General features: G+C 41.2%; 12 protein-coding genes. 7 read left to right on the forward strand and 5 right to left on the reverse strand.

From position 1 onward, the window contains the following. Nucleotides 1-19: 19 nt before the first annotated feature. From B3139_RS20585 to B3139_RS20605, 5 genes are read right to left on the reverse strand one after another with little or no spacing between them, the layout of a single operon-like run. Nucleotides 20-1,243 carry a hypothetical protein gene (locus tag B3139_RS20585; protein ID WP_293885420.1) on the reverse strand — a complete coding sequence of 408 codons (1,224 nt, stop codon included), beginning with the start codon at nucleotides 1,241-1,243 and terminating at the stop codon, nucleotides 20-22. 9 nt (nucleotides 1,244-1,252) lie between these two features. Then, nucleotides 1,253-2,491, reverse strand: coding sequence for a DUF4998 domain-containing protein (locus B3139_RS20590; RefSeq protein WP_293885422.1), 1,239 nt, complete (start codon nucleotides 2,489-2,491; stop codon nucleotides 1,253-1,255). Nucleotides 2,492-2,518: 27 nt separating this feature from the next. After that, nucleotides 2,519-3,715, reverse strand: a complete 1,197-nt coding sequence (locus B3139_RS20595; RefSeq protein WP_293885424.1) for a DUF5000 domain-containing lipoprotein — start codon at nucleotides 3,713-3,715, stop codon at nucleotides 2,519-2,521. A gap of 34 nt (nucleotides 3,716-3,749) precedes the next feature. Beyond that, nucleotides 3,750-5,663, reverse strand: a complete 1,914-nt coding sequence (locus B3139_RS20600; RefSeq protein ID WP_293885426.1) for a RagB/SusD family nutrient uptake outer membrane protein — start codon at nucleotides 5,661-5,663, stop codon at nucleotides 3,750-3,752. A 37-nt stretch (nucleotides 5,664-5,700) separates the two neighbouring features. After that, the gene (locus B3139_RS20605) at nucleotides 5,701-8,910 is read right to left on the reverse strand and encodes a SusC/RagA family TonB-linked outer membrane protein (RefSeq protein WP_293885428.1); all 3,210 of its coding nucleotides are present in this window, start codon (nucleotides 8,908-8,910) and stop codon (nucleotides 5,701-5,703) included. A gap of 446 nt (nucleotides 8,911-9,356) precedes the next feature. Here B3139_RS20605 and B3139_RS20610 point away from each other — a divergent pair, with 446 nt between their 5' ends. The 7 genes from B3139_RS20610 to B3139_RS20640 all read left to right on the forward strand — a co-directional run bounded on the left by B3139_RS20610 (nucleotide 9,357) and on the right by B3139_RS20640 (nucleotide 25,261). Next, a complete protein-coding gene (locus B3139_RS20610; protein WP_293885430.1) occupies nucleotides 9,357-10,934 on the forward strand; it encodes a DUF4832 domain-containing protein in 1,578 nt (525 codons plus the stop codon). A 33-nt stretch (nucleotides 10,935-10,967) separates the two neighbouring features. Next, nucleotides 10,968-12,758, forward strand: a complete 1,791-nt coding sequence (locus B3139_RS20615; RefSeq protein WP_293885431.1) for a glycoside hydrolase family 2 protein — start codon at nucleotides 10,968-10,970, stop codon at nucleotides 12,756-12,758. Between the two features lie 36 nt (nucleotides 12,759-12,794). Further along, nucleotides 12,795-15,530, forward strand: a complete 2,736-nt coding sequence (locus B3139_RS20620; protein WP_293885433.1) for a sugar-binding domain-containing protein — start codon at nucleotides 12,795-12,797, stop codon at nucleotides 15,528-15,530. A 14-nt stretch (nucleotides 15,531-15,544) separates the two neighbouring features. Beyond that, nucleotides 15,545-16,315, forward strand: coding sequence for a hypothetical protein (locus tag B3139_RS20625; protein WP_293885435.1), 771 nt, complete (start codon nucleotides 15,545-15,547; stop codon nucleotides 16,313-16,315). 200 nt (nucleotides 16,316-16,515) lie between these two features. Next, nucleotides 16,516-20,580, forward strand: a complete 4,065-nt coding sequence (locus tag B3139_RS20630; RefSeq protein WP_293885436.1) for a hybrid sensor histidine kinase/response regulator transcription factor — start codon at nucleotides 16,516-16,518, stop codon at nucleotides 20,578-20,580. 85 nt (nucleotides 20,581-20,665) lie between these two features. Then, nucleotides 20,666-21,829 carry a glycosyl hydrolase family 28 protein gene (locus B3139_RS20635; RefSeq protein WP_293885438.1) on the forward strand — a complete coding sequence of 388 codons (1,164 nt, stop codon included), beginning with the start codon at nucleotides 20,666-20,668 and terminating at the stop codon, nucleotides 21,827-21,829. Nucleotides 21,830-22,264: 435 nt separating this feature from the next. Beyond that, nucleotides 22,265-25,261: a SusC/RagA family TonB-linked outer membrane protein gene (locus B3139_RS20640; RefSeq protein WP_293885440.1), complete on the forward strand. Its 2,997-nt coding sequence runs from the start codon at nucleotides 22,265-22,267 to the stop codon at nucleotides 25,259-25,261. The last annotated feature ends 10 nt before the right edge of the window (nucleotides 25,262-25,271 follow it).

A 25,271-nucleotide genomic window follows, 5' to 3' on the forward strand; every position in this document is an offset into this window, starting at 1 on the left:
GTTTGTGTACAGCTAGCTATTAATAAGGTCCACTGTGACTGGTCATACCGTCTTTACGCATAGCTTCTATGAGCAGACAGTTGTAGACATAGTCCCAACTAGAACTGACTTCTGAATTTTGATTTAAGCCATAAGGCCACCAGTGCATGCTATCGCCACTTAGCACAGCTGATTCGTCTAGCGTGATCATTTTTAGTGTTTTGTTGGCGTTTGCTAAACTGTATTTGCCATTTATAATGGCCTGCGACCACCAACTTGTCGTTCCAGTACCCAAGGTATGATTCATCTCATGCAACATGGTACGTATGTTTTGGTACCCTTCACCCGAACCAAATCGCATCCAACCCTCATTGTTGGCGTCGGCTGTCGGCACGCCTGGGTCGTAGTTGAGATAAATGTGTTTGGTAGCAGAAGTATAATTATTGACATACCACACCGCACTGTCAAGGGCCACTTGCAATCGTTGATAAGCAGCAAGCTGTTGGGCCGTAGGGTTATCGGCTTTATTAAACGTATAGGTTACTTTACCCTTAGCAATCGTATGGAACGCAATATCTGGACCGTAGCTTACACCGGTTTCATTGATCGCATAAGCGCGTAAATGATAGTTCGTGCTTGGATTAAGGTTGAGTATACCTATTCTAAATTTTCCAGTACCTTTCGAACCGTTCGTCACTTTGTGATCATTTAAGGTGGGTTGTTCCTGTAGGCTCCAGCATATCCCTCGTTCGGTAACGGCGCCACCGCCGCTACTGATTATATTGACGTCGTAATAAGCCATTGATGATCCCACAATAAAGATCGGATTAGTGCCAAAGGTAACCGATTGTATATCGGCAGTGGTCAACACCTGTTGTTCACCGTAAGCAATTCCGCCCTTATTTTTGGCGTAAGGTCTAATGTAGTATGTTTGCGAGGGAGCAAGGGTTGTTAGTGCCACACTAAATTCACCAGAACCTTTACTGGAAGTTGCTTCCATCGGATTATTGTCGATTGTCGGATTCGGATCTTTACTCCAGCAGATGCCACGACTGGTAACAAGTGCACCACCTTTGTTGAGCACTTTTCCTGTAATCATAGCACCTGTAGTGGTGATATTGGAAAAGGCTAATTTACCAAGCTCAGCAAGCGCGCTATCGTCTGTTTTTTCTGTAGGCGTTACCATACTGCTTTCGGGAGTAGCCTTTTTACAACCTGCTAAAGTGCAGGCTGTAAAAAAGACATAAAAAACTAATCTATTCATCTATTTTGGTTATAATTTTTCAAAGATCATATTGCCAGAAACTTTAAAATAAGAGCCGTCTGATGCGGTTCCATTCATGTTTCCGAGAAAACCTAAGGTTACAGGTCCCGCTTCTGTTACGGTAAATTCGAATATTGCACTGCTTCCAGATAGGGTTTGAAAGCCTAAGGCTGTATTCAAGGCGGATTGATCGGGCAAGGCATTGCCTTTTGCGGCGATGAGGTGAACGATACCAGCGCTGCCTTTGTCAATCTTTGAGAGGGTAAAACGATATTTTCCGGGCTGTAGGTTGGTCGTTTGATAAATTTTACCATTTACTATTGGCGCTAAGTTGGGTGACGGTGAAGCCCATTGCCACCAACCGGCTTCCAATGATAAACAGGCTTTTTTATCGCGAATCTCAATTCCACCATAATATTTTCCGTCTGCAGTCTTGAAATTTTTTACTGCATCATTGACTATCCATACAGCCGGTGTACCCCAGCGATCGCCGCCCATTGCGGATGTTTCGAAAGGAAAGTTCATGTTTTTTAGATAGACCTCCTTAGGCGATATATTTGCGGAATAATTTGTGTAGAATGTATCTATACTTAAGGAATCCGGAACAAATAATGTACGGTAGCGCAATGGTTTGCCAGGCATAAAGTCTGCTAAAATACTTTTCCCAAGTTTAATGGAGTCTCTTTGTGTAATCAATTTACCGGAAGTATTGGTGTACTCCACTTCCGTAAACTGAGCACCGCTGGTCAGATCGATCCCCCCCCAACTGACGGTGGTTTTTTGATCTCCTGCGAAATAATCAACAGCATACATTGGTCTGTTGATAAGACCTGAACTAAATCGTTCACCATAAGATACTCCAGTCTTAAATACACTTAGCGACTTGTTGCCTTGGGCGTCGTAGGTGATAAGTTCAAAATTGTGTACCCCTTCGCTTATCTTGAGCGAAATTTTTAAGGTATCTACGCCTGCTGTACGATTGACTTTTACCTCAGTCGAATCTTGCCGATTATCCCAGTATATTTTGAGACGCTCCACCTTGGGGTCTGCCATAAATAATCCAGTAATATAGACGCGCTCTTTACCCGAGAAGACCTTTACGGAATCAATTTTGCCGGTGTAGGAAATTTCACCGCCTTCCAGGTACTTTTTATAATCATCACTCTTTGAACAGCAAAGGAAAGAAAGCATGGCCATGCTAAGCAAGGGCATGATAAAGAATGTTTTAATATGTGGTACTTTCATCATAGTCTAATTGATAATAAAAAAGTGATCTTAACGTGGATCGCCATAAACCTGTAGCTCGGCGATGGACATAAAAGAAGATCCTTGCCAATTTTTAATAGTCTTGATGCGCAGATAACGCACCTTTGGCGCACTGACATCAAAGTCAAAGCTTAAACCCGCATTGGCGAGTTGGTAATCTTCATCTGTTTGTTGTCCCATAGGTAATCCAGAGGGCTTTTTGCTTTCAAATGTACCCAAACGCGTCCAGTTGTTCCAGCTTCCGTCCGAAGGAGGATTGTCGGAGCCCCATACTTCAAAAAACCGAACATTACCCCCATAATAGTACATGCGGCCGTTATTAGTATATTCAGGATAGTCCCAGATGACAATCCTACTCATTTTGGCCAGCGTACCGGTATCAAATGTAACCCATTGTGGACCGTTCACAGTGACATCAGTCAACGATATGTTGGGCCAGTTAATAATGTCCCCATCCCACATTTTAGAAAGTCCCGTAGAAGAATATTGTTGTTTAGAATCCGTCGGTAGTGTAACTGCAGTATACCTCGATTTTGGAAGTGGCTGTTCAAACAGCGGTGTCAAGGTGGTGACCAGTGTATCAGTAAAATTCATGTACTTGTCTCTCACGGTAATCGCAAATTGTTTGGGATTAGGAGCAAAACCACGGATCGTACGTGAAATCTGTTTAGCGGAGGTATAGATATTATCGACAGAAGGCACCCATTCACCCAACGAGTCGACCATCACCATCACCGTTAAATTTTTTTCTGACTCGTTTTCAGCCGTGATCCGAATGCCACCAAAAGCTGGAATGGCCTCCAAACTTCGGAAAGTATTCCAGATCGGGTTTTCTAAAGGAGTTACGGAGACTTCGATCGGCGCCGAACTGACTTCACTTCTATTTACGGCATAAAGTTTAATTGGATGTGGATTTGTATCTGCAAAACCTTCCACCAACAGTGAGTTGTTATAGTAGGAGGATTTCACCTCCATTTCTTTGCCCGATTTTAATTGGTAGACAGCTTTGACATATAATAGATCCTGATCCTTTGGTAAGGTATAGGTAATCCGTGCGGCCCCAGCCAAGTTTTCTACCTTCACGTTACTCACTTGACCTGGCGCTGCGCTGTTTACGACAGGGGCAACCTGAATTTCTTCTTTACAGTTTTGGAATAAGATGCAGAAGAAAAATATAGCCTGCATCAGTTTTCTGTTTATATTCATTTCGTTATGACTTTAAGGATAAAATTGAAAAGGGCTACCATCCAAGACTTTGTGTCAAGGAAGGATTTACGGTTAATTCGCCTTGAGCAATTGGCCAGAAATAATCTCTAGGCGCTACAAATGTCTGCTGAAATAAGGTTCTTATCTGGTAGTAATCTGCACTGACCTCTTGGTTTACACTCCATCCGGTAATGTTTTGGTTGAAGTATTTAACGGCCAATTTCCAGCGTCTTAAGTCCCAATAACGTTTTCCTTCAAAGGCCAATTCGATCATGCGTTCGCGTTGGATAATTTCGCGAAGACCCTCTTTTGTCGTCGGCTTGTCAGGGTTTGAAGAAAATTGACTCCAAGAAGATAGTACTCCAGAGATTCCTGCACGTTCACGAATGCGGTCTAAATACGTGTATACTTCATTGGAAGGACCATTTGCCTCATTTAATGCTTCTGCGTACATCAGATAGATGTCGCTTAACCGCATGTTCGGCCAAGGGTAGGACTTATAACTGACTCCGTTGCTGCTAAATGCTTGTTCCCAATTGACTAATTTTTTAAGAAAGTATCCAGTTTCATTGATCCATCCATGGTTATTCGCGCCGGCAGGCTGATTTAACTTTGCCTGCACATAATAAGTATCCTCGTCTGAGAGGCTTTTAGTATCAAACTTAAACCAGATACCACCGTCAAAACCCAAGTCAGCATAAAAGCGTGGCTCGCGGTCAAAGTTTAAACGTGCCGTGGTATATCCTTCTTTGATATAGTAGCGATCTGCAGAGGTGGCCACACGTAAGGTTGACTTATCGTTAAAGTCTAATGTTTTATCCTCGTTGATGGGTACACCATTTTTTGTATAAAACATTTCTGCAATTTTCAGTGGTGCGCTGAGGTGCTGCCTTGCTGTACCGACCACTGCCTCTGGAGTTAACAGCGGCATCGCGTCTCGCTGTATATTCCATGCCTGATAATTAGGGTTTGCCCAAATGTGTTCAGCAGACCAGCGCTCATTGAAAGCTAAATTAATACCTAGCACCTTTGCTGTTGCATCGCTCATCTTAAACTGCCCATATTCAGCCTTATTGAAAGGGAAGAAGCGGATACCCGCTGCATCGGCAGATTCAATTGCAACTTTAGCGGCCTCCGCAGCTTTGGTCCATTTTGAGGCATCGTATGAAGGATTGAAAAGCTGTTCACCTTTGCTATTTCGCATGGACTGATAATCTGTATTTCCGTTGAATAATGGGCTTGCCGCAGTGAGCAATACTTCAGCTTTTACAGCCTGAATGATGGGTTTAGTCACCCGGCCCAATTCTGCTGCTTTGTTCGGAATAATTAAGGGGACAGCTTTTTGCGCTGCGGAATCTAACAAAGTAACGATATAATTGACAACCTCATCTACAGGACGTTGTTCTACGCGTACAGCTGACTGGTTTGCATCAAGTGATATATTATTTTCAACCACAGGAATTGGACCATATTGACGGAATAACAAATAATGGTAGTACGCTTTTAGAAACAATACCTCTCCAATCCATCGCGAACGATCATCAACTGAGAGATCAGGTACTTTGGATAGATCAGAAACATTTTCCAAAAAGATATTGCAATCTCGGATAGCGGTCCATAAGCCACCTCTCCAGGAGTCTACAAGAGGTTGGTTGACATTTTGCCCACCGCGCGCGATTCGCCAGTTGTTAGCCGGATAGATTTCACGTTGGGCGACAGGTAGCCAGACTTCGTCGCCAGCAAGAAATCCAATGTTGCTTTGAGCATCCGAATTATTTGGTAACCATGCATAACAAGTGAAGAGAAATTTCTCAGCTTCATTTCGCAAGGAAAAGGCGTTGTCAATTGTCGCCACATTATCCGGAACGACGTCGATATAATCTTTGCAGGCAGAAACACCAAAAGCACTAAACAAGAGGCATGCTAAATAGGTTGCTGTCTTTTTCATATTTTTATTTTTCATTATTTCTCGGTTGTAGTTAACATTAAAAGCCCAGTTGTAAACCAATGTTGTAAACGGACTGAATCGGATAGCCTATTCCTTTTCCTCCCATTTCGACATCCCACATCTTAAAGGAGCTTAAGGCAAATAAATTCATTCCGTTGGCATAAACCCGTAGGTTTTTTGCTCTGATACGTTTCATCAAACTTTCTTTAAAAGTATAGCCGACTTCGACTGTTTTCAATCTCAAGAAAGCTCCACTGCGCATCCACCAGGTACTTCTTTGATTATTATTTGCAATAATGTTTTCACTTAGGCGAGGCCAGAAGGCATAAAGATTGCGATTTTCCTCACTCCAATAGCTATCAGCAATGACCTGTAAAAGGCCATTTTGTGAACCACCATTTAAATAGAAAGGAGAGATATTCTCAGAATTAATGAAAAAAGAAGAGCGTGCAGAACCTTGAAAGTAAAAGCTGAAGTCTAAGCCTTTTCCACCCACAGTACCACCAAATCCATAGATCATTTCAGGTGTCGTTGGGTAACCTATCGCGACACGGTCTAGGTCTGTAATCTGTCCATCGCCATTGACGTCACGGTATTTGATATCTCCGCCAAGATAATCCAAGCCTGGTTTTCCGAACTGTACCGGAGAATTCAGTACTTCTTGATCATCCACAAATAGACGCTCAGCGATGTAACCAAACTCTTGGGATGCTGAAGTTCCTACCGTATAGCGGCTAGCCTCTTTGTAAGCAGGTTCATCCACAATCAATTTTTTGCTCACGGCGTAAGTCATCGTTCCCCGTCCCTGAATGTACCAGCTGTCACCGAAATTTTTGTTATAATTGAGCGTAAGGTCTACTCCTTTACTTTCGGCTTTATTCGTATTGGCAACAATAGGAGCACGAAGTCCCATAGTACTCGGTATATAAGATCGTCCAGTGAGAATGTTGCTACGTACCTGTTTGTATACATCTACATTTAGCTCAAGGTCTTTGAACAGGCCTAACTCGAGTCCTAAGTTTGTCTGCCGTGATCGTTCCCAAGTGATATCCTGGTTGGCATAACGACGAATGGCAATAGTTGGTCTGTTGTAGCCCGAAAGTTCACCAAATCCGACAGGAAAAGCGTTCATATCTACATCCGATAAATAGAAAAAGCGATCTTCCGAACGGCCTATCTGGTCGTTGCCGGCAAAACCATGCGTTGCACGAATTTTCAGTTTTGAGATGACGTCTTTGACAGGTTCAAAAAATGCTTCGTTGGATATATTGTAACTAAGCCCAAAGGAAGGGAAAAAACCTAGGCGACGATTTTTGGCAAAGCGTTCCGAACCATTGTAACCAAAGTTGAATTCGGCAATATAACGATCATCGAAATTGTAAGAAAAGCGACCAGAAAGACCGATGTTACGTGAAGGCAGCGAGAGTTGCAAGTTTCCGGCATTCCCACTCAATGAATTCTGAACTAAACCGATAACTGTGGCTCCTACGTTGTGCTTTCCAAAAGCATGATTGTAGCTTGCAATTGCATGTGCGTAAAACATCGAGTTGACTTCTTTTGCAGATTCCGAATAATCGAGGTATTCGGTACCGACCGTACCGATCGATCCCAGTGAGCCATCGTTCATGACGCGCAGGCTTAAATCGCCATAGGCATCAGCAGATGCGGTGTAATAGAAAGGGTTATATTTTCGGTTTACTTCAAAATAGGCATAGCGTTTTAGGTAAGTCATGGCTGTAAGGCTCAAACCTGGAATCAATGCATTCAGATTTTGATTAATTTGGATTTGCGGCATTATTGTAGAGGTATTAAACTCTTGATAACCACGGACCATTTCGGCATACGGATTTACAAATAAACCACCATTTCTATTGAGTGCATTACCAAATAAAGGATGATTCATATAAGGCATATACGAAGATGGATAGATCGCAGGGAACATGACAGGATTCGACCATACTGCCCGTCTGAACGTAGCTGCTCCGCCGTTGATACGGCTCCCGTTTTCATCTGTACTACCTATAGGTCCATTGTAATCGTCAAATTGCGCGTATACCCGTAAAATACCAACCGTAGTAGGCGTAAAGTTGATATCAATATTCGAACGGACTGAATAATTTTTTAACTTGATATTGTTATTGAAATTGTTGATTCCATTCATCTTTAAAATACCATTATCGATATTATAGGTTCCCGACAGATAGTACTTTGCTTTTGCTCCACCGCCACTGATATTTAAGTTGTTGCGCTGGTTTAATGTGTAGTCTTTTATGAGTTGGTCAATCCAATTGTTATTTGGATACAGTAGCGGATTGTCTCCGGCTCGTGTGTGATCAATTTTGTTCTGCCAATAGGGAAGTCCTTGTCCGCTGGCGGCATCTGCTGGTCTAGTTAGATAAGCCTCGTTGGCCATTTCCATATAGCGGATGTTGTCTGCAAATTTAAAATTGCGTGTATTCGTAGAAATATTACTTTCGGTGCGGAATTCGAATTTTGTAGCACCTTCTTTCCCCAGTTTCGTTGTGATCAGTACAACACCATTTGCCCCGCGGGCACCGTACATGGCTGCTGCATTGGCATCCCTGAGCACAGAAAAGCTCGCGATATCGTCTGGTTGCAAACGGGCCATGTCGGTAGGTGAGGACTCGATGTTATCGATAAGAATCAGCGGGTCCTGTTTTCCAGTTCCGAAACTTCCAAGTCCCCGAATAAAGAAATTGGCATTGTCAGATCCAGGCTCACCGCTCCGTTGAAAGGCAATCATACCAGCAACCCTTCCCGCAAGCATCGTTGTCAGGTTACTTGTTGGTCCTTTTAATTCCTTGGGATTAATTGTGGTTACCGAGCCGACGACAGACGCTCTTTTTTCACGTTGTCCAAAACCCGTAACAACAACATCATCAATAACATTTTCGTTTAGTTTGATTTGAGCATCTAAGGTGATGGTGTTGTTGGCATCTATTTTTTTTCCGATCAAGGAAATTTCCTGGCGGGCATAGCCGACACTACTAAATACTAATGTTGCCGTTTTACTGGTATTTAGTACATATCGACCATTTCCGTCCGTAGATACGCGAAGAGTGCCTCCCAAAACACTCACCGTGACGCCTGATAAAGCTGTACCGTCATTTTCTGAGGAGACCTTTCCTTGTACCCGAACTTGTTGAGCAATGGCTGCAAAACAAGTTGCCGTCATTAGAAACATAAAAATTCCTAGACGAGATTTAATCTTCTTCCATCTTTTCATTAATAAGAATTTTGGTTATAAATTGAGTTATGTTAATACAATTATCGTCACAACAAACTGTATAATTCGAGGGGATTTACAGCAAAAGAAGGGGGTGAAATCGTCTTTTTTAGCATGTTTTGTGCCGAATCTTAGCGCTATGAGGTTCAGCAAGTTTTCTAACGTATTCAGCATACAAGAATATGGGAGACTAAGGACCTTTACATTAATTTCATCGACCGCTGTTTCAAATGAGACGATTAGAGCCATTTTGTACAAAAATGAACCATTTCTGAACGATTCAGTACCCTAGTGGAAATCCACTATAGCTATTTTTGTACCGTACCTCAATAAATCATTTTATTATTAAACCAGCCCAATAAGTTATAAACTGTAGTAGTGGGCTGCGTAAATGGGGAATACAGTAACCAATAACCAATACACATAATAATATATTCTGATACGAAATGATAAACAGAAAAATAATCTCTCATGGTATAATAAGTATTTTATCACTTTTATTTTGTACATCCACGTTGTCTGGCTTTTCTCAAAAAAATAAAAGTGAGAGCGATTCAAACAGCTCAGCGTATATCCTATTGAAGCCAAAGTACGATGGCCAATCAGTCTTGCGCAATCCTTTAAATGGCTGGGTAATGTATGCGCCGCGGAATGCAGATGATACGTATTGGGATATCGAATATTTTGTACCAGCATTGGGTAAAAAAGTAAAGGTCATTGATTACGCCTCGGCATGTTATGTACGCACAAGTTGGTCATCGCTGAATCCCAGTGACGGTGTTTATGCCTGGGATAACCCGAGTTCTAAAATAGGAAAGCTTCTGAAAGGAGCGCAAAAGAGAGGGCTGCCCATCGCGCTTCGCATTGTGGTTGATGGCCGCGACCAAGGTCAAAATACACCCAAATTTGTTTTTGATCAAGGCGCTAAATATTATCTGGAAAATGAAAACCATCCAGATAGGCAAACTCCCTATCCGCAGGATGCGGTATTCAGAAAGTACTATAGCAAATTTATAACCGCGTTAGCTCAAGAATTTAATGACTCTGAAAAAACTTCATTTATTGACGCTTATGGCTTGGGAAAATGGGGCGAGGCACATTATGTAGTTTATGAAGATCCGAAAACAGCAACTCCCGAAAGTACTGAAAAAATAAAGGAAGAGACCTTGGATTGGGTAACCAACTTATATGCTAAAGCCTTCACCGAAGTACCTTTAGTTATTAACTATCACCGTTTGGTTGGGCATCCCGAAAGTTGGGGAGCTGTAAATCCAAACAGCGAACGCTTATTGGATAAAGCTATTGATAAAGGTTATAGTTTGCGCCAAGATGCTTTTGGTATGACAGGCTATTATCAGGACTGGGAAAAGAATTTTGCCAAGAAATGGAATTTCAAACGGCCCATCATTATGGAGGGCGGCTGGATTATTGCTCCGGGCAAGCATCGTTATTGGACAGATCCCAGTGGAAAATATAGAGAAGGACACGACGAGGATGTAAGGAAGGGCGAGTTTGATTTGTCGGCTGAAGCTCATGTGAACATGATGGATTTCAGAGCGGGCGGGGAAACTGAGTCTTGGTTTAAGTCCTTTGATCTGGTTCAACGGTTTACTTCAGAGGGGGGATATCGTGTCTATCCGGACCAGATCAAATTACCTCAAGATATCCGTTCCGGTGCTGCAGCATTAATTTCTCACCGTTGGCAGAATATGGGCTGGGGTTATCTACCAAATAATATTCCACAGTGGAACTACAAATATAAAGTAGCTTTTGCGTTGTTAGATGCTAGCGGGAATGTGAAGAAGATTTTTATTGATCATCAGAGCGAACCGTCTGTATGGTTGAAAGGTGCTGGTGTGAATTACAACCTAAAAGCAAAAATAGATCTACCTGCGGGAATTTACACCTGGGCTGTCGCCATTGTGGATACGACAAAAAATAGTAAACCAGCAATTCAACTCGCACTCAATGAAGAATTAACTCCGCAGGGCTGGACCAAACTGTCGGTTATACGGGTAAAATAGAAAATGAAGATTCTATAAAAAATAACATCTATTATGGTAAAGCTGATCAATCTATCTTTGGTATTATCTCTATTTTTTAATCTGTTCGCATTTCATCTTGTTGCTCAGCAAAATATGATTAATGTGTATGGTAGGCGTGCACAGTTATTAAATGGTAAGTGGGATGCCATTGTCGACTTGTATGACCAGGGTAGAAAAAACAAAATCTATCTCAATAAAAAGCCCGAAAATAAGACTGATTTCTACGAATATGCCTTCGAAAATGGTATTCGTTTAAACGTGCCTTCGGATTGGAACAGCCAGATGCCCGAACTTAAATACTATGAGGGTACCATTTGGTATGGCCGCAAGTTCGATGCAGCGAAAGCAAGCGGAAATAGGCTGTTTTTATATTTTACTGCTGTAAGTTACCGTTGTCGCATTTATCTCAATGGCAAAGAGATCGGACAACATGAAGGAGGCTTCACTCCGTTTCAGGTTGAAATAACAGATGCTGTGAAAGAAAATGATAATTTTTTGGTCGTTGAGGTCAATAATACGCGTCGGATAGATGCCATTCCAGCAATGGCGTTTGATTGGTGGAACTACGGCGGCATTACCCGTGATGTTTTTCTAGTTAGTACACCGAAAGTTTTTATTGACGATTATTTTATCCAATTGGACAAAACCAAAGGCAATAAAATCAATGCTCAGGTAAAACTTTCAGAAAAGTTGGCCAATTCTTCCGTAACCATCGAAATACCAGAATTAGGATTGAAACAAACACTTGAGACGAATGCTTTGGGAGAAGTAAAAACGTCTTTTACATCAACAGAAATCAAGCGTTGGTCGCCAACTGCACCAAAATTATATCATGTCAAGATATCTACCCAAACTGACGAAATAGAAGAGGAGATCGGCTTTCGCAATATTTGGGTGAAGGGGGAAGATATCTTGCTGAATGGCCAGCCTATTTTTCTGAAGTCGATTTCATTTCATGAGGAAATACCTCAACGTGAGGGCCGTGCTTTTTCGCAGTCAGATGCGTTGATGTTACTTTCTGAAGCTAAGGCTTTGGGCTGTAACATGATTCGCTTGGCACATTATCCACAGAATGAATATATCGTGCGAATGGCAGAAAAAATGGGTTTCATGTTATGGGAGGAAATTCCCATCTGGCAGGGGATCGATTTTGAAAATGAATCGACCAAGAAAAAAGCGGTTAAAATGATGCGTGAAATGATCGAGCGTGATAAAAACCGTTGTGCACTTACCTTTTGGGGGGTAGCTAACGAAACCCAACCTTCCGAACAAAGAAATGCTTTCATCAGGCACTTGATTGCAACATGCCGAGCTATGGACACAACGCGACTTATTACGGCTGCTTTTGACCTGGTTCGTTTTAATAAAGAAAAAGAAATCTTTGTCATGGACGACCCTTTCATTAAAGAGCTGGATGTGGTAGCGGTTAATAAATATTTAGGCTGGTACCACAATTGGCCGGTTTCCCCTGATAAAGCTGTATGGGATGTGGCAAAAGGGCAGCCTTTGATTATCTCTGAATTCGGCGGAGAGGCCCTCTATGGAAAAACCGGCGAAAAGGATGTTGCTAGTTCATGGAGTGAAGATTACCAAGCAACTTTATACAAAGACAACTTGCAAATGTTTAAGCATATCCCAAACCTACGCGGAATTTCACCTTGGGTGTTATTTGATTTCCGTTCGCCTTTCCGTTTTCATCCGACTAACCAAGGGGGATGGAATCGAAAAGGGTTAGTATCGGACCAAGGTTATCGAAAGAAAGCATGGTATCTTATAAAGGAATATTATGAGAATAATTTATAGAAATGAATGAAAGTAGAGAAAAGAGTAACACACAAAATGAACACATACAAAACAGGTATATTCAAATACGTTAAACTAATATGTTTACTGTGGCTTTTAGTGCATACAGCGTTATTGAAAGCGCAAGATGTCGTGGATTTATCCGGTACTTGGGGGTTCCAGACTGATGTGATGGATTTTCGTAGGGGCTCGCTGTCGCCTCGGTATAATCACGTATTACAAGGGACGATTAAACTACCGGGTATTACAGATGATTATCATATAGGGTATCAAACTCCCTATAAATATATTGACCGTCTGACCCGAAAATATGAATACATGGGTCCGGCATGGTACCAACGTGATATCGAAATCCCTGCTGACTGGAAAGGGAAAAAAATATTTCTCTATTTTGAACGTACCCATTGGTTGAGTTCGATTTTTGTAGACACCAAAGAAGTTAGCAGCATCGATTATGTCAGCGTGCCGCACAACCACGATTTGAGTGCATTTTTAAAACCGGGAAAGAAGCATCGCATTACCATTTGTATTGATAATCGATTTCAGTACAATACGCACAAATGGAATCATGCGCATACAGAATTTACGCAAATTAACTGGAATGGCATCTTGGGTGATATGAAGCTGATGGCCGTAGATCCGGTTTACGTCGACGATTTTCAGGTATATCCCAACATAGCCGATCAGTCTATAAAAGTAAAGTTAAAGGTAAATAATACGACTAAAAAGCAGATAAATGGTCAGGTATCCTTTGCTATCGCCGGAACAAACTACAGTCTCAAGCATCAGCTTGCCATCGTAAGTACTGATTCGGTAAATTTTGTAGAGGCCAATATTCCCTTAGGAAAACGCATTAAACTGTGGGATGAGTTTAACCCAAATCTCTATCGGATTAGCTGCCAGTTGAATACTTCGGATGGTAACAATAGCTATAAGCATGAGAAATCGACCACCTTTGGTATGCGCGAAGTAAAGCAGGGAAAAAATCATATACTGCTCAATAATCATCCGATACATTTACGAGGTAATGTAGAAAATGCGGTTTTTCCAAAAACAGGACATGCTCCGCTTGATGATGGCTCTTGGGAAAGAATTATGATGCTGATGAAGAACTACGGCATGAACCATTTACGTTTCCATTCTTGGTGCCCTCCGGCTGCTGCCTTTCGCATGGCAGACAAACACGGAATATATTTTGAGGTGGAAATGCCTATGTGGGGCAAAGATGCCGAACCGGACGAAGCAAGATATAACTTTTTCCGCCGGGAAATTAAAGCTATTTTAAAAGAATATGGCAATCACCCTTCTTTTGTTCTTTACTGCAATGGCAATGAAATTACAGGCAATTTCGACTTTATTGAGGAATTGACTGCGGAAGGTAGAAAAGCTGATCCGCGCCATCTGTATAGTGGTTCTACGGCGCGAACACGGGTTAAGTCAGATCAATATTACGTATCGCAACAAACCAATAAAGGTGCGGTGAAGGTTTATGAGGGGCTACCCGGCACCGACTGGGATAAGAACATGGAATCTGATGTAGATGTGCCTGTTATCTCGCACGAGTCGGGACAACGTTGTATCTACCCAAATTTTGATGAGATAAAGAAATATGCAAACAGTCCCGTGGAGGCCCGAAATTTTGAGGTTTTTCGAGACCTATTGCAAAAGAATGGCATGTTGGATCAGGCAAAAGATTTCTTTAGGGCATCTGGTGCGCTGACGGTACTGGAATACAAAGCCGTTATCGAAGCCTTATTGCGCTCGGGTAAATCCGCTGGTTTCCAGCTCTTGTCGATGAACGATTTTCCGGGGCAAGGCTACGCCCCAGTCGGTATTTTTGATCCCTTCTGGGACTCAAAGGGACTGGTTACTGCCGATAAATTCCGCGAGTTTTGCGCGCCCACTGTCGCATTACTGCGGTACGAAAAAAGCAGTTTCTTCAATACGGAAACATTTAAAGGTAAAGCGGAAGTGTATAACTTTAGCAATTCCGTACTCGAAAATGCCACAATTAAATGGTGGTTGACGGATACCGCAGGCAGTGTATTGCAAAAGGGTACGCTTAAAAAGCAAACCATTGCCAACGAAAATGTATCGCCGGTGGGTGAATTTGAGATTCCCCTAAAAAATGTCCGCAGCCAAAAGGTTACGGTTCATCTTGCAGTTAATGATTCTATTAAAAATAGCTGGGACATTTGGGTATATCCCAAACATCAAAATCTGATGCAGTCTACAGATAAGGTTTTGTACACCGATGTCTATGATGATGTTGCAAAAAGCCAGCTGTCTCAGGGAAAAACGGTGGTTCTCTATGCTTCGCCAGACAAAATAAAAGGTCGAAAATCACTATTTCATAATCATTTTTGGAACCCTATTATGTTTGCTTGGGCACCAATGACGATCGGCAACCTGGTCCATCATCAACAGGCCATGTTTAAAGATTTCCTTACTTCATACCATACTGATTGGCAATGGTGGGATATCCTCAATCATGCAAAAGTAATCGAAATGCAAGATGCCCCACAACAACTTCGTCCGTTTATACAAGTCATTGACAGCTATGATAACAACCAAAAATTAGGTATAGGTTTCGAAGCTCAACTGAACGGTGGAAAACTTCTGGTAATGGCATTAGATACAAAGACCGATATGGATAACCGCCCGGCCACCCAACAATTGTTGTATAGTATGGATAACTATGTAAAAAGTGCGAAATTCTCGCCACAAGTAGCCGTGGATGAGACTTTTATTCAATCATTTTTAATCAAGTAAAGAAGAGTTAAACGATGATAAGAGCATTTATCTGGACGCTAACAGCGTTTTTGTTAGGGCAATCCCTAAAGGCACAAGAAGTGATGGTAGAATGGAAAGCCGGAGTATCGCAGATCTATAAAAAAACCGTCGAGGCTAAAAGTCCGTTATCTTTTAACGATTTGAACGTCGAATTTGGCTATGTGCTTTATCAGACCGAGATTACTACGGATGCCGAAAGTGAAGAACTAGCATTAGAGAATGTACGCGATTATGCGGTGGTCTATGTGGATGGCATGTTACAGGGAACTCTGACGGATCAAGATAAAAAACTGGTGATTAAAACAGGTTCAGGCACACATATACTTCAATTTTATGTCGAGAATATCGGGCGAATCACCTATGGGCCAGAAATTACAGACAATTCAAAGGGGTTGTTTGGTGCGGTTACTTTAGCTGGAAACGAACTGCACAACTGGAAAATGATCCCCTTGGATGCACGAAATTATCCACTTAAGAATCTGATTTTTGAACGAAGTGCACCCCCTAGTGGCCCTGGTTTTTACCAGGGTCAGTTCGAAATTAATCCGTCACAAAACAAGTATCTTAATATGACAGGGTGGGGGATGGGAGAAGTTTGGATAAATCAAAAATATTTAGGGTCTTATTGGGAAGAAGAAAAACAACAATCATTGTTAATCCCGTCAGAATATTTATTACCCGACCACAATGAACTGGTGATATTCGAGCTAAAAAACAAGCAACAAACGAAGATAAATTTGTCGCCTACCCCTGTTTTTAAGTAAATTGGCGTTTTTGATTGGTTTGGATTTCACTTGCTGAAAAAGAACTTATGCCATAATTTGGACGTGACTCTTTGTATAATAAAATGAGAATCGTAGTTTAACGGAATACTGTTTGTAAATAATATCGCTGAGCATTTTGATTGCAACTAGTATCGGTAAATCTCTGATTGAACTTTAAGCAGCTTTAGAAGCATCTGTAAATGAATAAATACAGTCTAATAATTTGTTTTTTTATTTTCTGGGGGCAATGTGTTCTCGGTATTGATCTTTCAAGATACCGGTTTCACCTCATGCCCGAAACTTCGTATTATGGCGGTATACAAAGCATTGCTAAAGACAGTTTAGGGCGTATGTGGTATACCGGACCCGATGCACTTTTCATGTATGATGGCAATAGCTTTTATCAGTTAAACGATATCGTTTCGGCGATGAAGCCAAAGCAGAAATGGGGCTATGGTTCTTTAATTCGCGATAGAAAAGGAAATTTATTTTTAGCGTCGGGACAGGGTTTGTTAAAATTTAATTACGAACGGTTTTCTTTTCATATCGTTGTCCCCGGAGTAATTCGTTCAGTTTGTGTACATCATGATGGTCAAGTTTACATGCTCTCTGAAAATAGTTTACTCCGCTATAACCCACAAAATGAACACATAGAAAGTTTTTTGTTGCCCAAAAACAAGTCTTTTCAAAATGTATTGAGTGTCAAAGACCAAGTATTTTTAACCCAAGATGCAATCTTACACACGGTAGAAATGTCTAAAAAGCGCCTTGTTCAGTTTGCGGATTTTAGCAGTACAGCAAATCAGGTGAACGATGTGGTTGCATACCGTGGGCTGTATTACTTTTTAACAACGCGGGGAGGAATACATGTCACAGATTTGACAGGTAATTTAAAACAGAAAATTCCGGTAGCGGTTGCTGGAAATTCATTCGTTTTAACGAAAAAACTGTACTTGGACCAAACTGGTGTGATCTGGGTGGCTACCCAGGGAGGATTATTCCTTTATGATCCCGCCAATGAAGGTAGCAGCACCTTGCGGATGAACCTGAACGATATTTATTCATTGCCGAATAACTCCATTTGGACAATTTATCCCGATCCGGATCAGGGTGTTTGGATAGGTACCTACGGCGGTAAAATCGCCTATTGCTCGCTTTACGATTCGAGAGTACGTTACTTTAAACCGAGCCCTGGCGGTCTGAATCATCCCATTGTCAGTAGTTTTCAGGAAGATCATCTGGGAAATATATGGATCGGTACAGAGGGGGGGAGCCTAAATTACTGGGATAGGAAAAAAGATCAGTTTATCCATCCCGAAAAGTCGCAGGATAGGGGGCCAAGTCCCAATATGATTAAGCGGCTTAAGTTTGACGAAGCAAGCAAGAGCCTGTTGATTTCTGCCTATAATGGTGGAATTGGTAGTTATGATGTAAACAATCAGCGTTTCAGTAGTTTCGATTTCCGCTCTCCGGAAAGCCAGCAACTGCTGACGGTGTATGATTTTGCAAACGATCAGGAGGGTAACTGGTGGATGACAGATCCCGACAAATCATTTTTATATCGCAAGAACCGACAAGGTCCGATAGAAATGGTTAGAATCAAGGATTCCAAAGGCAATAAGTTGAATCTAGAAGTAGAAGCATTATATGTGAATAAGCAAAACCAGCTCTGTTTAATTAGCCATCAGGGATTTTTTGTCGTAAATACTCATACGCTAACCGTTTTAAAGCACTATATGGTCAAGGATGCTTCCTATTCTGCAAATAATCTGTGCAGTTATGCCGTGGCTTCGAATGGCGATGTATGGCTAGGGACCTTAGGGAAAGGTGTAAACGTGCTTAAAAAAGACGGAACGTATATAAATTATAGTGCAAGCAATGGTTTTCCGGCCAAAATGGTATTCGGTATTTTAGAAGATGCCGTTACGAAAAATGTGTGGTTAAGTACCAGTGATGGTCTTTTTTTCTTCGATTTGAAATCCAGAGCATTTGAAAAAGCGAGATTCTACCAGGAAGATAATATTGGTTCATTTTACATACATGCTGCATACAAAACTTCCAAAGGCGAAATGCTGTTTGGCGGCACCAATGGTTTTTTACTTTTTGATCCTACGTACCTCAATAAAAATCCGCAAAAACCAAAAGTTTTTTTTACAGGATTTCTGGTGAACAATACCTTGGTTAAACCCGATGACGGCTCGTCGATTTTATCCAAAGACATTGGAAGCCTGTCCAACCAAAAGGGAGATAAGATAAGGCTTTCTAGTAATCAGTCTAATGTCGAAATTAAGTTTTCGGCGAATAGTTATCTATTTGCCGAAAAGAATCAGTTTGCATATCGTATGCTGGGGCTTGGTGAAGATTGGCAAATCAGTCATGCCAACCAAAAATCTGTACAGTTTCTTAATCTTCCGGCTGGAGATTATACTTTCGAGATCAAGGCTTCCAATAATGATGGACAATGGGGCAATCAAATATCGCGCTTATACATCCACGTAGATCCACCATTTTTTTTGTCCTGGTGGGCTTATTGTTGCTATGTTGCCCTTATCTCTGCCCTGCTCTTTTTTATTATGCGATATTATAGCAATAAAAGAGTGTTTAAGGAGCGGTTGGCGCTGCAGCGTTTAAAGGAACGGAATATGCATGAGCTGAACCAGGCGCGCACTGATTTCTTTACCAATATCTCGCACGATTTAAAAACACCACTAACTTTGGTATTACAGCCGCTTAAGCAACTCAGAGAAACTATTGTACCTCATGATACTGCTTTGGTTTACATGGATTTAATAGAGAAGAATGTCTCTCGAATTCAACGTATGATTAGCCAATTGTTGCGCTTTAGGGAAATTGAAAGTCAAAAAATTACCCTAAATCCTCAAATTGGTGATTTTATTAATTTTGTACGCGATATATTTGGCCTATTTGAGCTCTATGCCAACAAAAAAAGTGTGGAAACGAATATTTCGGCTTTTAAGGATAACTTGTATGTCGCCTTTGATTATGATGTTATCGAAAAAATATTGACTAATCTATTCTCTAATGCCTTAAAATATACACCTGATAATGGGTATGTGGGGGTACGTATCTATCCTACCACGGCGGAGGAAAAAGAACGGTTTTCATCCTTGAATATGACGGAAGTCGAATATATCTCCATTGAAATTTTAAATACCGGTGACTGTTTTTCTGAAGAGCAGATTTCAACTCTATATACCTCTTTCAACAGGCTATCATCCCATCGGCCAACTTTCGAAGAAAGTTCAGGACTTGGGCTTGCCATTGTCAAGGAACTCGTAGATGTGCTGGAAGGCAAAATATGGATGGTCAATAAGACCGATAAAATTTCATTTACCATTTCCCTGCCTTTAAAAAATCAGGCCGGCTCGGGAGATATGCAATCTAATGTTTATGATTACACGGTTTCTGAAATCGATGAGATCATCACCCCGGATATTTTTGCGCCTGAAAGGGGATGCAAAAGCATAAAAAAGACAGATAATATCCTGCTCATTGAAGATGACCAACAACTTCGGGGTTATTTAGAGCAACGTCTGGCTGAAAAATATAATGTATATACTGCCAGTGACGGAGAAGAGGGCTTAATAAAAGCTGAAAAAATCTATCCACAACTCATTATTACGGATCTAATCATGCCGAATCGAAGTGGTTTGGATGTTTGTCGTAGCCTGAGGCAAAATTTTAAGACTAGCCATATTCCGATTATTATGATTTCTGGTACCGGAGATGACAATCAGAATAAAATAAAAGCGTTGGAATTTGGTGCCAATGTATTTATTGATAAACCTTTTCATATCGACTATCTGTTGCAACAAACAGAAACCATTTTAAGAAACCAGCAGGAATTAAAAGAAAAATACAGTAAACATATTCAAGTGGATCCGTCCAATGTTACCGTCACATCCATGGATGAGGAGCTATTAGTTAAGGCCATTCGGATCATTGAAGAAAACATCGATAATGCCAGTTATTCCGTAGAAGACTTTGTGGCTGACATGAATGTGGGCAGAACCATCCTCTATCAGAAAATAAATGATATTGTGGGCATGTCGATCAAAGAGTTTATTTTGAATATGCGTCTGAAAAGAAGTGCTTATCTGTTGGAGAAATCGGATTTGACCATTGCGGAAGTTGCTTATCAGACCGGGTTTAACAATGCCAAGTACTTTAGTGTCTGTTTTAAAAAGCAGTTTGAACTAAGTCCTTCAGATTTTAAAAAGAAAGTTTCCAGCGGGAAGAAATGAAAAACAGCCAATCCTAACGATGATGAAAATGATAATTTTTAAAAGAGTGCTTCTCTTTAGCTATTTTATTTGCTTATGTAATATTATGCATTTGACAGCAGCAGTCAACCAAGCGGTAGATGAAATGTATATTAGTCCCAATAATTATAAAACTGGTACGCAGTCTGAACGAATACAGAAGGCTATAAATGCGGCAAAAAACAGTACTGGAAAAGTAGTCATACCGAAATATGACGCCATAGCTAAAAAAAGTGTTTGGCTCATTGATCAGGCCATTTTACTTCCTGGTGATTTTGAACTCGAATTGAATAACTGCACCATTAAGCTTTCCGATAAATGTCGGGATAATTTTATTCGTTCAGCGAATTCTGGATTGGGAATCAATACTATATCTCCATTAAAAAACATCAAGATCATTGGGAAAGGTAATGTCCTTCTAGAAGGAGCTGATCATCCAAGAGCTACCGGCGATCATAATAAAACGCTATCGCTAAATCCCAGCAGATTTGACCAATCTTATGGCACTGATGCTGGCAAACCCGGAATGAATCAAAAGGGTGGTTGGCGAAATCACGCCATTATATTGGCTTATACCGATGTTTTTGAGGTTAGTGGCATTACATTGAAAGATTATCATGGGCATGGATTGGTGCTAGAGCGCTGTACAAATGGTAAGGTAAGCGATATTACTTTTAACGTAAGGCAAGCCGTGAATGTGGATGGAACTGACCATCAGATCTTAAACCAAGATGGGATGGGCATACGTTTTGGCTGTAAGAATATTATTATTTCAAATTGTAGAGGAAAAAGTGGCGACGATTTTATTAACATCGGTTTGACAGATACTGGAGTGGGAGCTGGTGAAGAAAATGTTAATGTGGTCAGTGGCTCGATATACAGGGGTGAAATCGACAATATTTCGACTATTTATCTCCAAAATTGGCAGGACTTTTATTCGATCTCACACCGATCTATTCGGATTATGCCTGTAGGTAAACTCCGGATAAGCAATATTTTCATTGACAATATGGTCATCAGTCCCTTGGCGAAACAAGGTCTAGTGGTTGAGTATGCCGAGCATGTGAAAGGTTTGTTTGTGCGGAATTTCATCAGTCATCAACCTATAAAAGCCAGCGGTATTTCCCAGGCCAGTTTCAGAGACATCCTGTACAAAGGGCAAGGTGAGGCTATTGATGTGCAACAAAGCGATTCTGTACTTCTAGATCACGTAATGGAAATAAAAAATTAGTGATACAATCGCTCGCGATCTCATTTGTTTAAGGCAAAAACACCTGTTTTTGCCTTTTGTACAAAATCAAACCATTTTCGTACAAAAACGAACCCTAGGAATTGGTGATGATTATAGTTTTGTCTTAACCAATTTTAAAAAGGAAAATATGTGTATGAAAATTATTCCCGACCACGTGATCAGGCTCACGCAGGGTAATCCCAACTTTACAAAAACCAATGACATTACTTTTCGGAATATTGTATTTCGTCAATAGGTCGGCAAACGAGATGTTGCCTTCCGCATTGCGTATGTGTTTGCAGCCTCACCTATTATTTATCACAAGAAGTTAAATTAGTCCAAGCCTATTGAAGCATAATTATTTCAAATATATGTTCTCTACGAGAAAGGGAAAGTAAAGAACACAGGTAATTTTAAACTAACCATTATAAATCAATGATACAAAAGATACATATCTGGCTCAGGAGCTGGATAATGAGTGCTACCCTATTGGCGGTGGCATCCAATTACGCTTATTCGCAAGCAGCAGATCAAATGCAAGTCAAGGGTCAGGTGACTAATGATGCGGGAGAAGCACTTAAAGGTGTTTCGGTCATGATTAAGGGAGCGAGAAATGGTGTACAGACCGATTCAAATGGAAATTTTACTATCCAGGCGGCTCCCACTGCTACGCTACTATTTACCTATATTGGTTTCAATAGCCAGGAAGTAAAAGTCAATCCATCAGGAGTCATCCATGTGAAAATGTCTGGAACGAATGTTTTGGATCAGGTCGTTGTGGTCGGTTATGGTACAGCCAAGAAAAAAGATCTAACAGGAGGCTTGGCTGTCGTCGGAAAAGAGCAGCTAGGTATGGTATCGACCTCCAATCTGATGGATCGCTTGGTGGGACAGGTGGCCGGTTTCTCCATTACCACCGGTGAAGCTGCGCCAGGGGCATCGCAAAGCTTGTTGATAAGGGGCGAAAATTCAATTTCGGCCAATAATAGTCCACTCATTATCTTGGATGGTATTCCATACAGCGGATCTTTGGCAGATATTGATCCCAATAACGTTGAAAACCTTTCTATCCTAAAAGATGCTTCCGCATCGGCTATTTACGGTTCTCGAGCGGCGAATGGTGTTATTTTGATACAAACCAAAAGAGGAGCGCTAGGTAGAGCGCAAGTAAACTATAAAGGTTTGATTGGCATGGCTGAGCCAATGCAGCGTATCAATGTCATGGGCCCCAATGAATATATCCGCTTCCAACAAGACATTGCCCGTATCAAGCAGGGGTATACTGGTGCGTTGTTAGATCCTATAGCAGGCGATATTATTAGTGTAACTGAGCGTGGTAATTATGCGAAAGGCATTACCAATAATTGGCAAGACTACGTCTTTCGGAAAGCTTTGACCACGGATCATCAATTGAGCATTTCCGGGGGTACTGAAAACACAAAATATATGGCTGCCCTTGCAGCTTTAGATCAAGAAGGTGTAGTGTATAATTCCAAGTTGTCACGTTTAAATATAACCACAAATGTGGATCAGACTTTTAATAAATGGCTAACGACTGGTATTGGGTTGCAATACACCCGAAAAAGTGACGGTGGTATTACACCAAATTTGGAGCATGCCATTAAGCAAAGTCCTTATGGTAGTTATAAGGACGAATCTGGTAAGTATGTTCCTGAACCTATGGAGTACTCATTGATCGTCAATCCGATGCGTAACGTCAATGCGATCCAGGATAGATATAATAACAATTTCTTTCTTTCGGGATATGCCAATATTTTGTTGCCTATAGAAGGTCTTTCCTTACGATCAAATTTTGGCTATAATTACCGCAATGGATTTACAGGAACCTATTATGGGCGTAATACCTTTGAAGGCAGGGATCAGGGTACACAGGCCGGAGGCAGTGCTTCCATCAACAATTCTAATTATAACGATTATACCTGGGAGAACTTGCTTAAATACGAGCGGCAGATCGGCGATCATCGTTTTGATGTGACTGGTTTATTCAGTATGCAAAAAACAAAAAGCTGGTCGACGGGACAAAGCGGGGCTGGTTTTGTAACTGATGATACAGAATACTTTATGATAGGTTCGGCCAGCCGTCTTGTTTCCAACAGTGCTTCGTTGTCGGAGTCGGCCATGCTATCGTATATGGGTAGAATAAATTACGCCTACAAAGGGAAGTATTTATTGACCTTGACCGGACGTACAGATGGGGCTTCGGTATTTGGTATCAACAATAAATATGCATTCTTTCCTGTGGCAGCAGCGGCATGGCAAATTGGGGAAGAACGCTTTCTGAAAGATAATGTCAAATGGCTTGACATGCTGAAAATCCGCCTTTCTTATGGAGCCAACGGTAACCAGGCAATTACACCCTATCGCACTTTAGACCGCTTATATTCCAATGTAAAATATATCTGGGGCGATGATGGCGCTGCGGTGACTACAGCATATTTGGCCGGAGATGGTGTCGGTAACCCTAATTTGAAATGGGAAACGACCTATTCGACAAATCTTGGGCTGGACTTTCAACTATTTAACAACAGGTTTGGCGGAACTATTGATGCCTATCTTTCTAAAACGAAAGATCTGTTGATGACCCGTACCGTACCTATTATGAATGGGTACAATCGAATTTGGGACAATATTGGTGCAACTCAAAATAAAGGGATTGAGGTCACTTTAAATTCGGCGAATGTTAAAGGCGAAAATTTCCAATGGAATACGACTGCTGTATTTTCTCTAAATCGTGACAAAATCGTCGAGTTAAGGGGGGATGGCATAGATGATATTGCTAATAATTGGTTTATTGGTCAACCCTTGCGAGTTTTCTACGATTATAAAATGATCGGTGTATGGCAAAATGGAGAAACCATTACTGTTGACGGGGCAGCTCCTGGGGCCGCCAAGCTGTATGATCGCGATGGTAACGGCAAGATAGAGACCAGTGACAGAGTGGTTATCGGATCTAAAAATCCACGTTACACAGCTTCTTTGGCCAACCGATTCTCTTACAAAAATTTTTATGCATCTGCTTTAATCACTGGTGTTTTTGGTGTTTGGCGCGACGATCATATGGCCAATTTGGGGGCCTGGACTTTCGGAATTACTAACTATGTACACGATGCAAATTATTGGACACCGGAGAATTCTAATGCGACGATTGTTTCACCGGGCTATCTCAATCCATTGGGGCACGGGTACTATAAAAAGGTGAGCTATGTGCAGGTGAAAAATATCACCTTCGGCTATAAATTACCGCAAAAAATTGCTAAAAAGGTAGGTGTAAATGGTATTGATATAAATGCCAGCATCAACAATCTGAATACGATTTCTAATATCAGAGAGGTGCTCAATTATGACAATAGCTGGATGGCCTCTTATCCAACGGCACGTTCTTATATGTTTGGCTTAAATATAAATTTCTAATCGAATAGGA

Source organism: Sphingobacterium sp. UBA1498, from assembly GCF_002325125.1.
GTDB lineage: Bacteria > Bacteroidota > Bacteroidia > Sphingobacteriales > Sphingobacteriaceae > Sphingobacterium.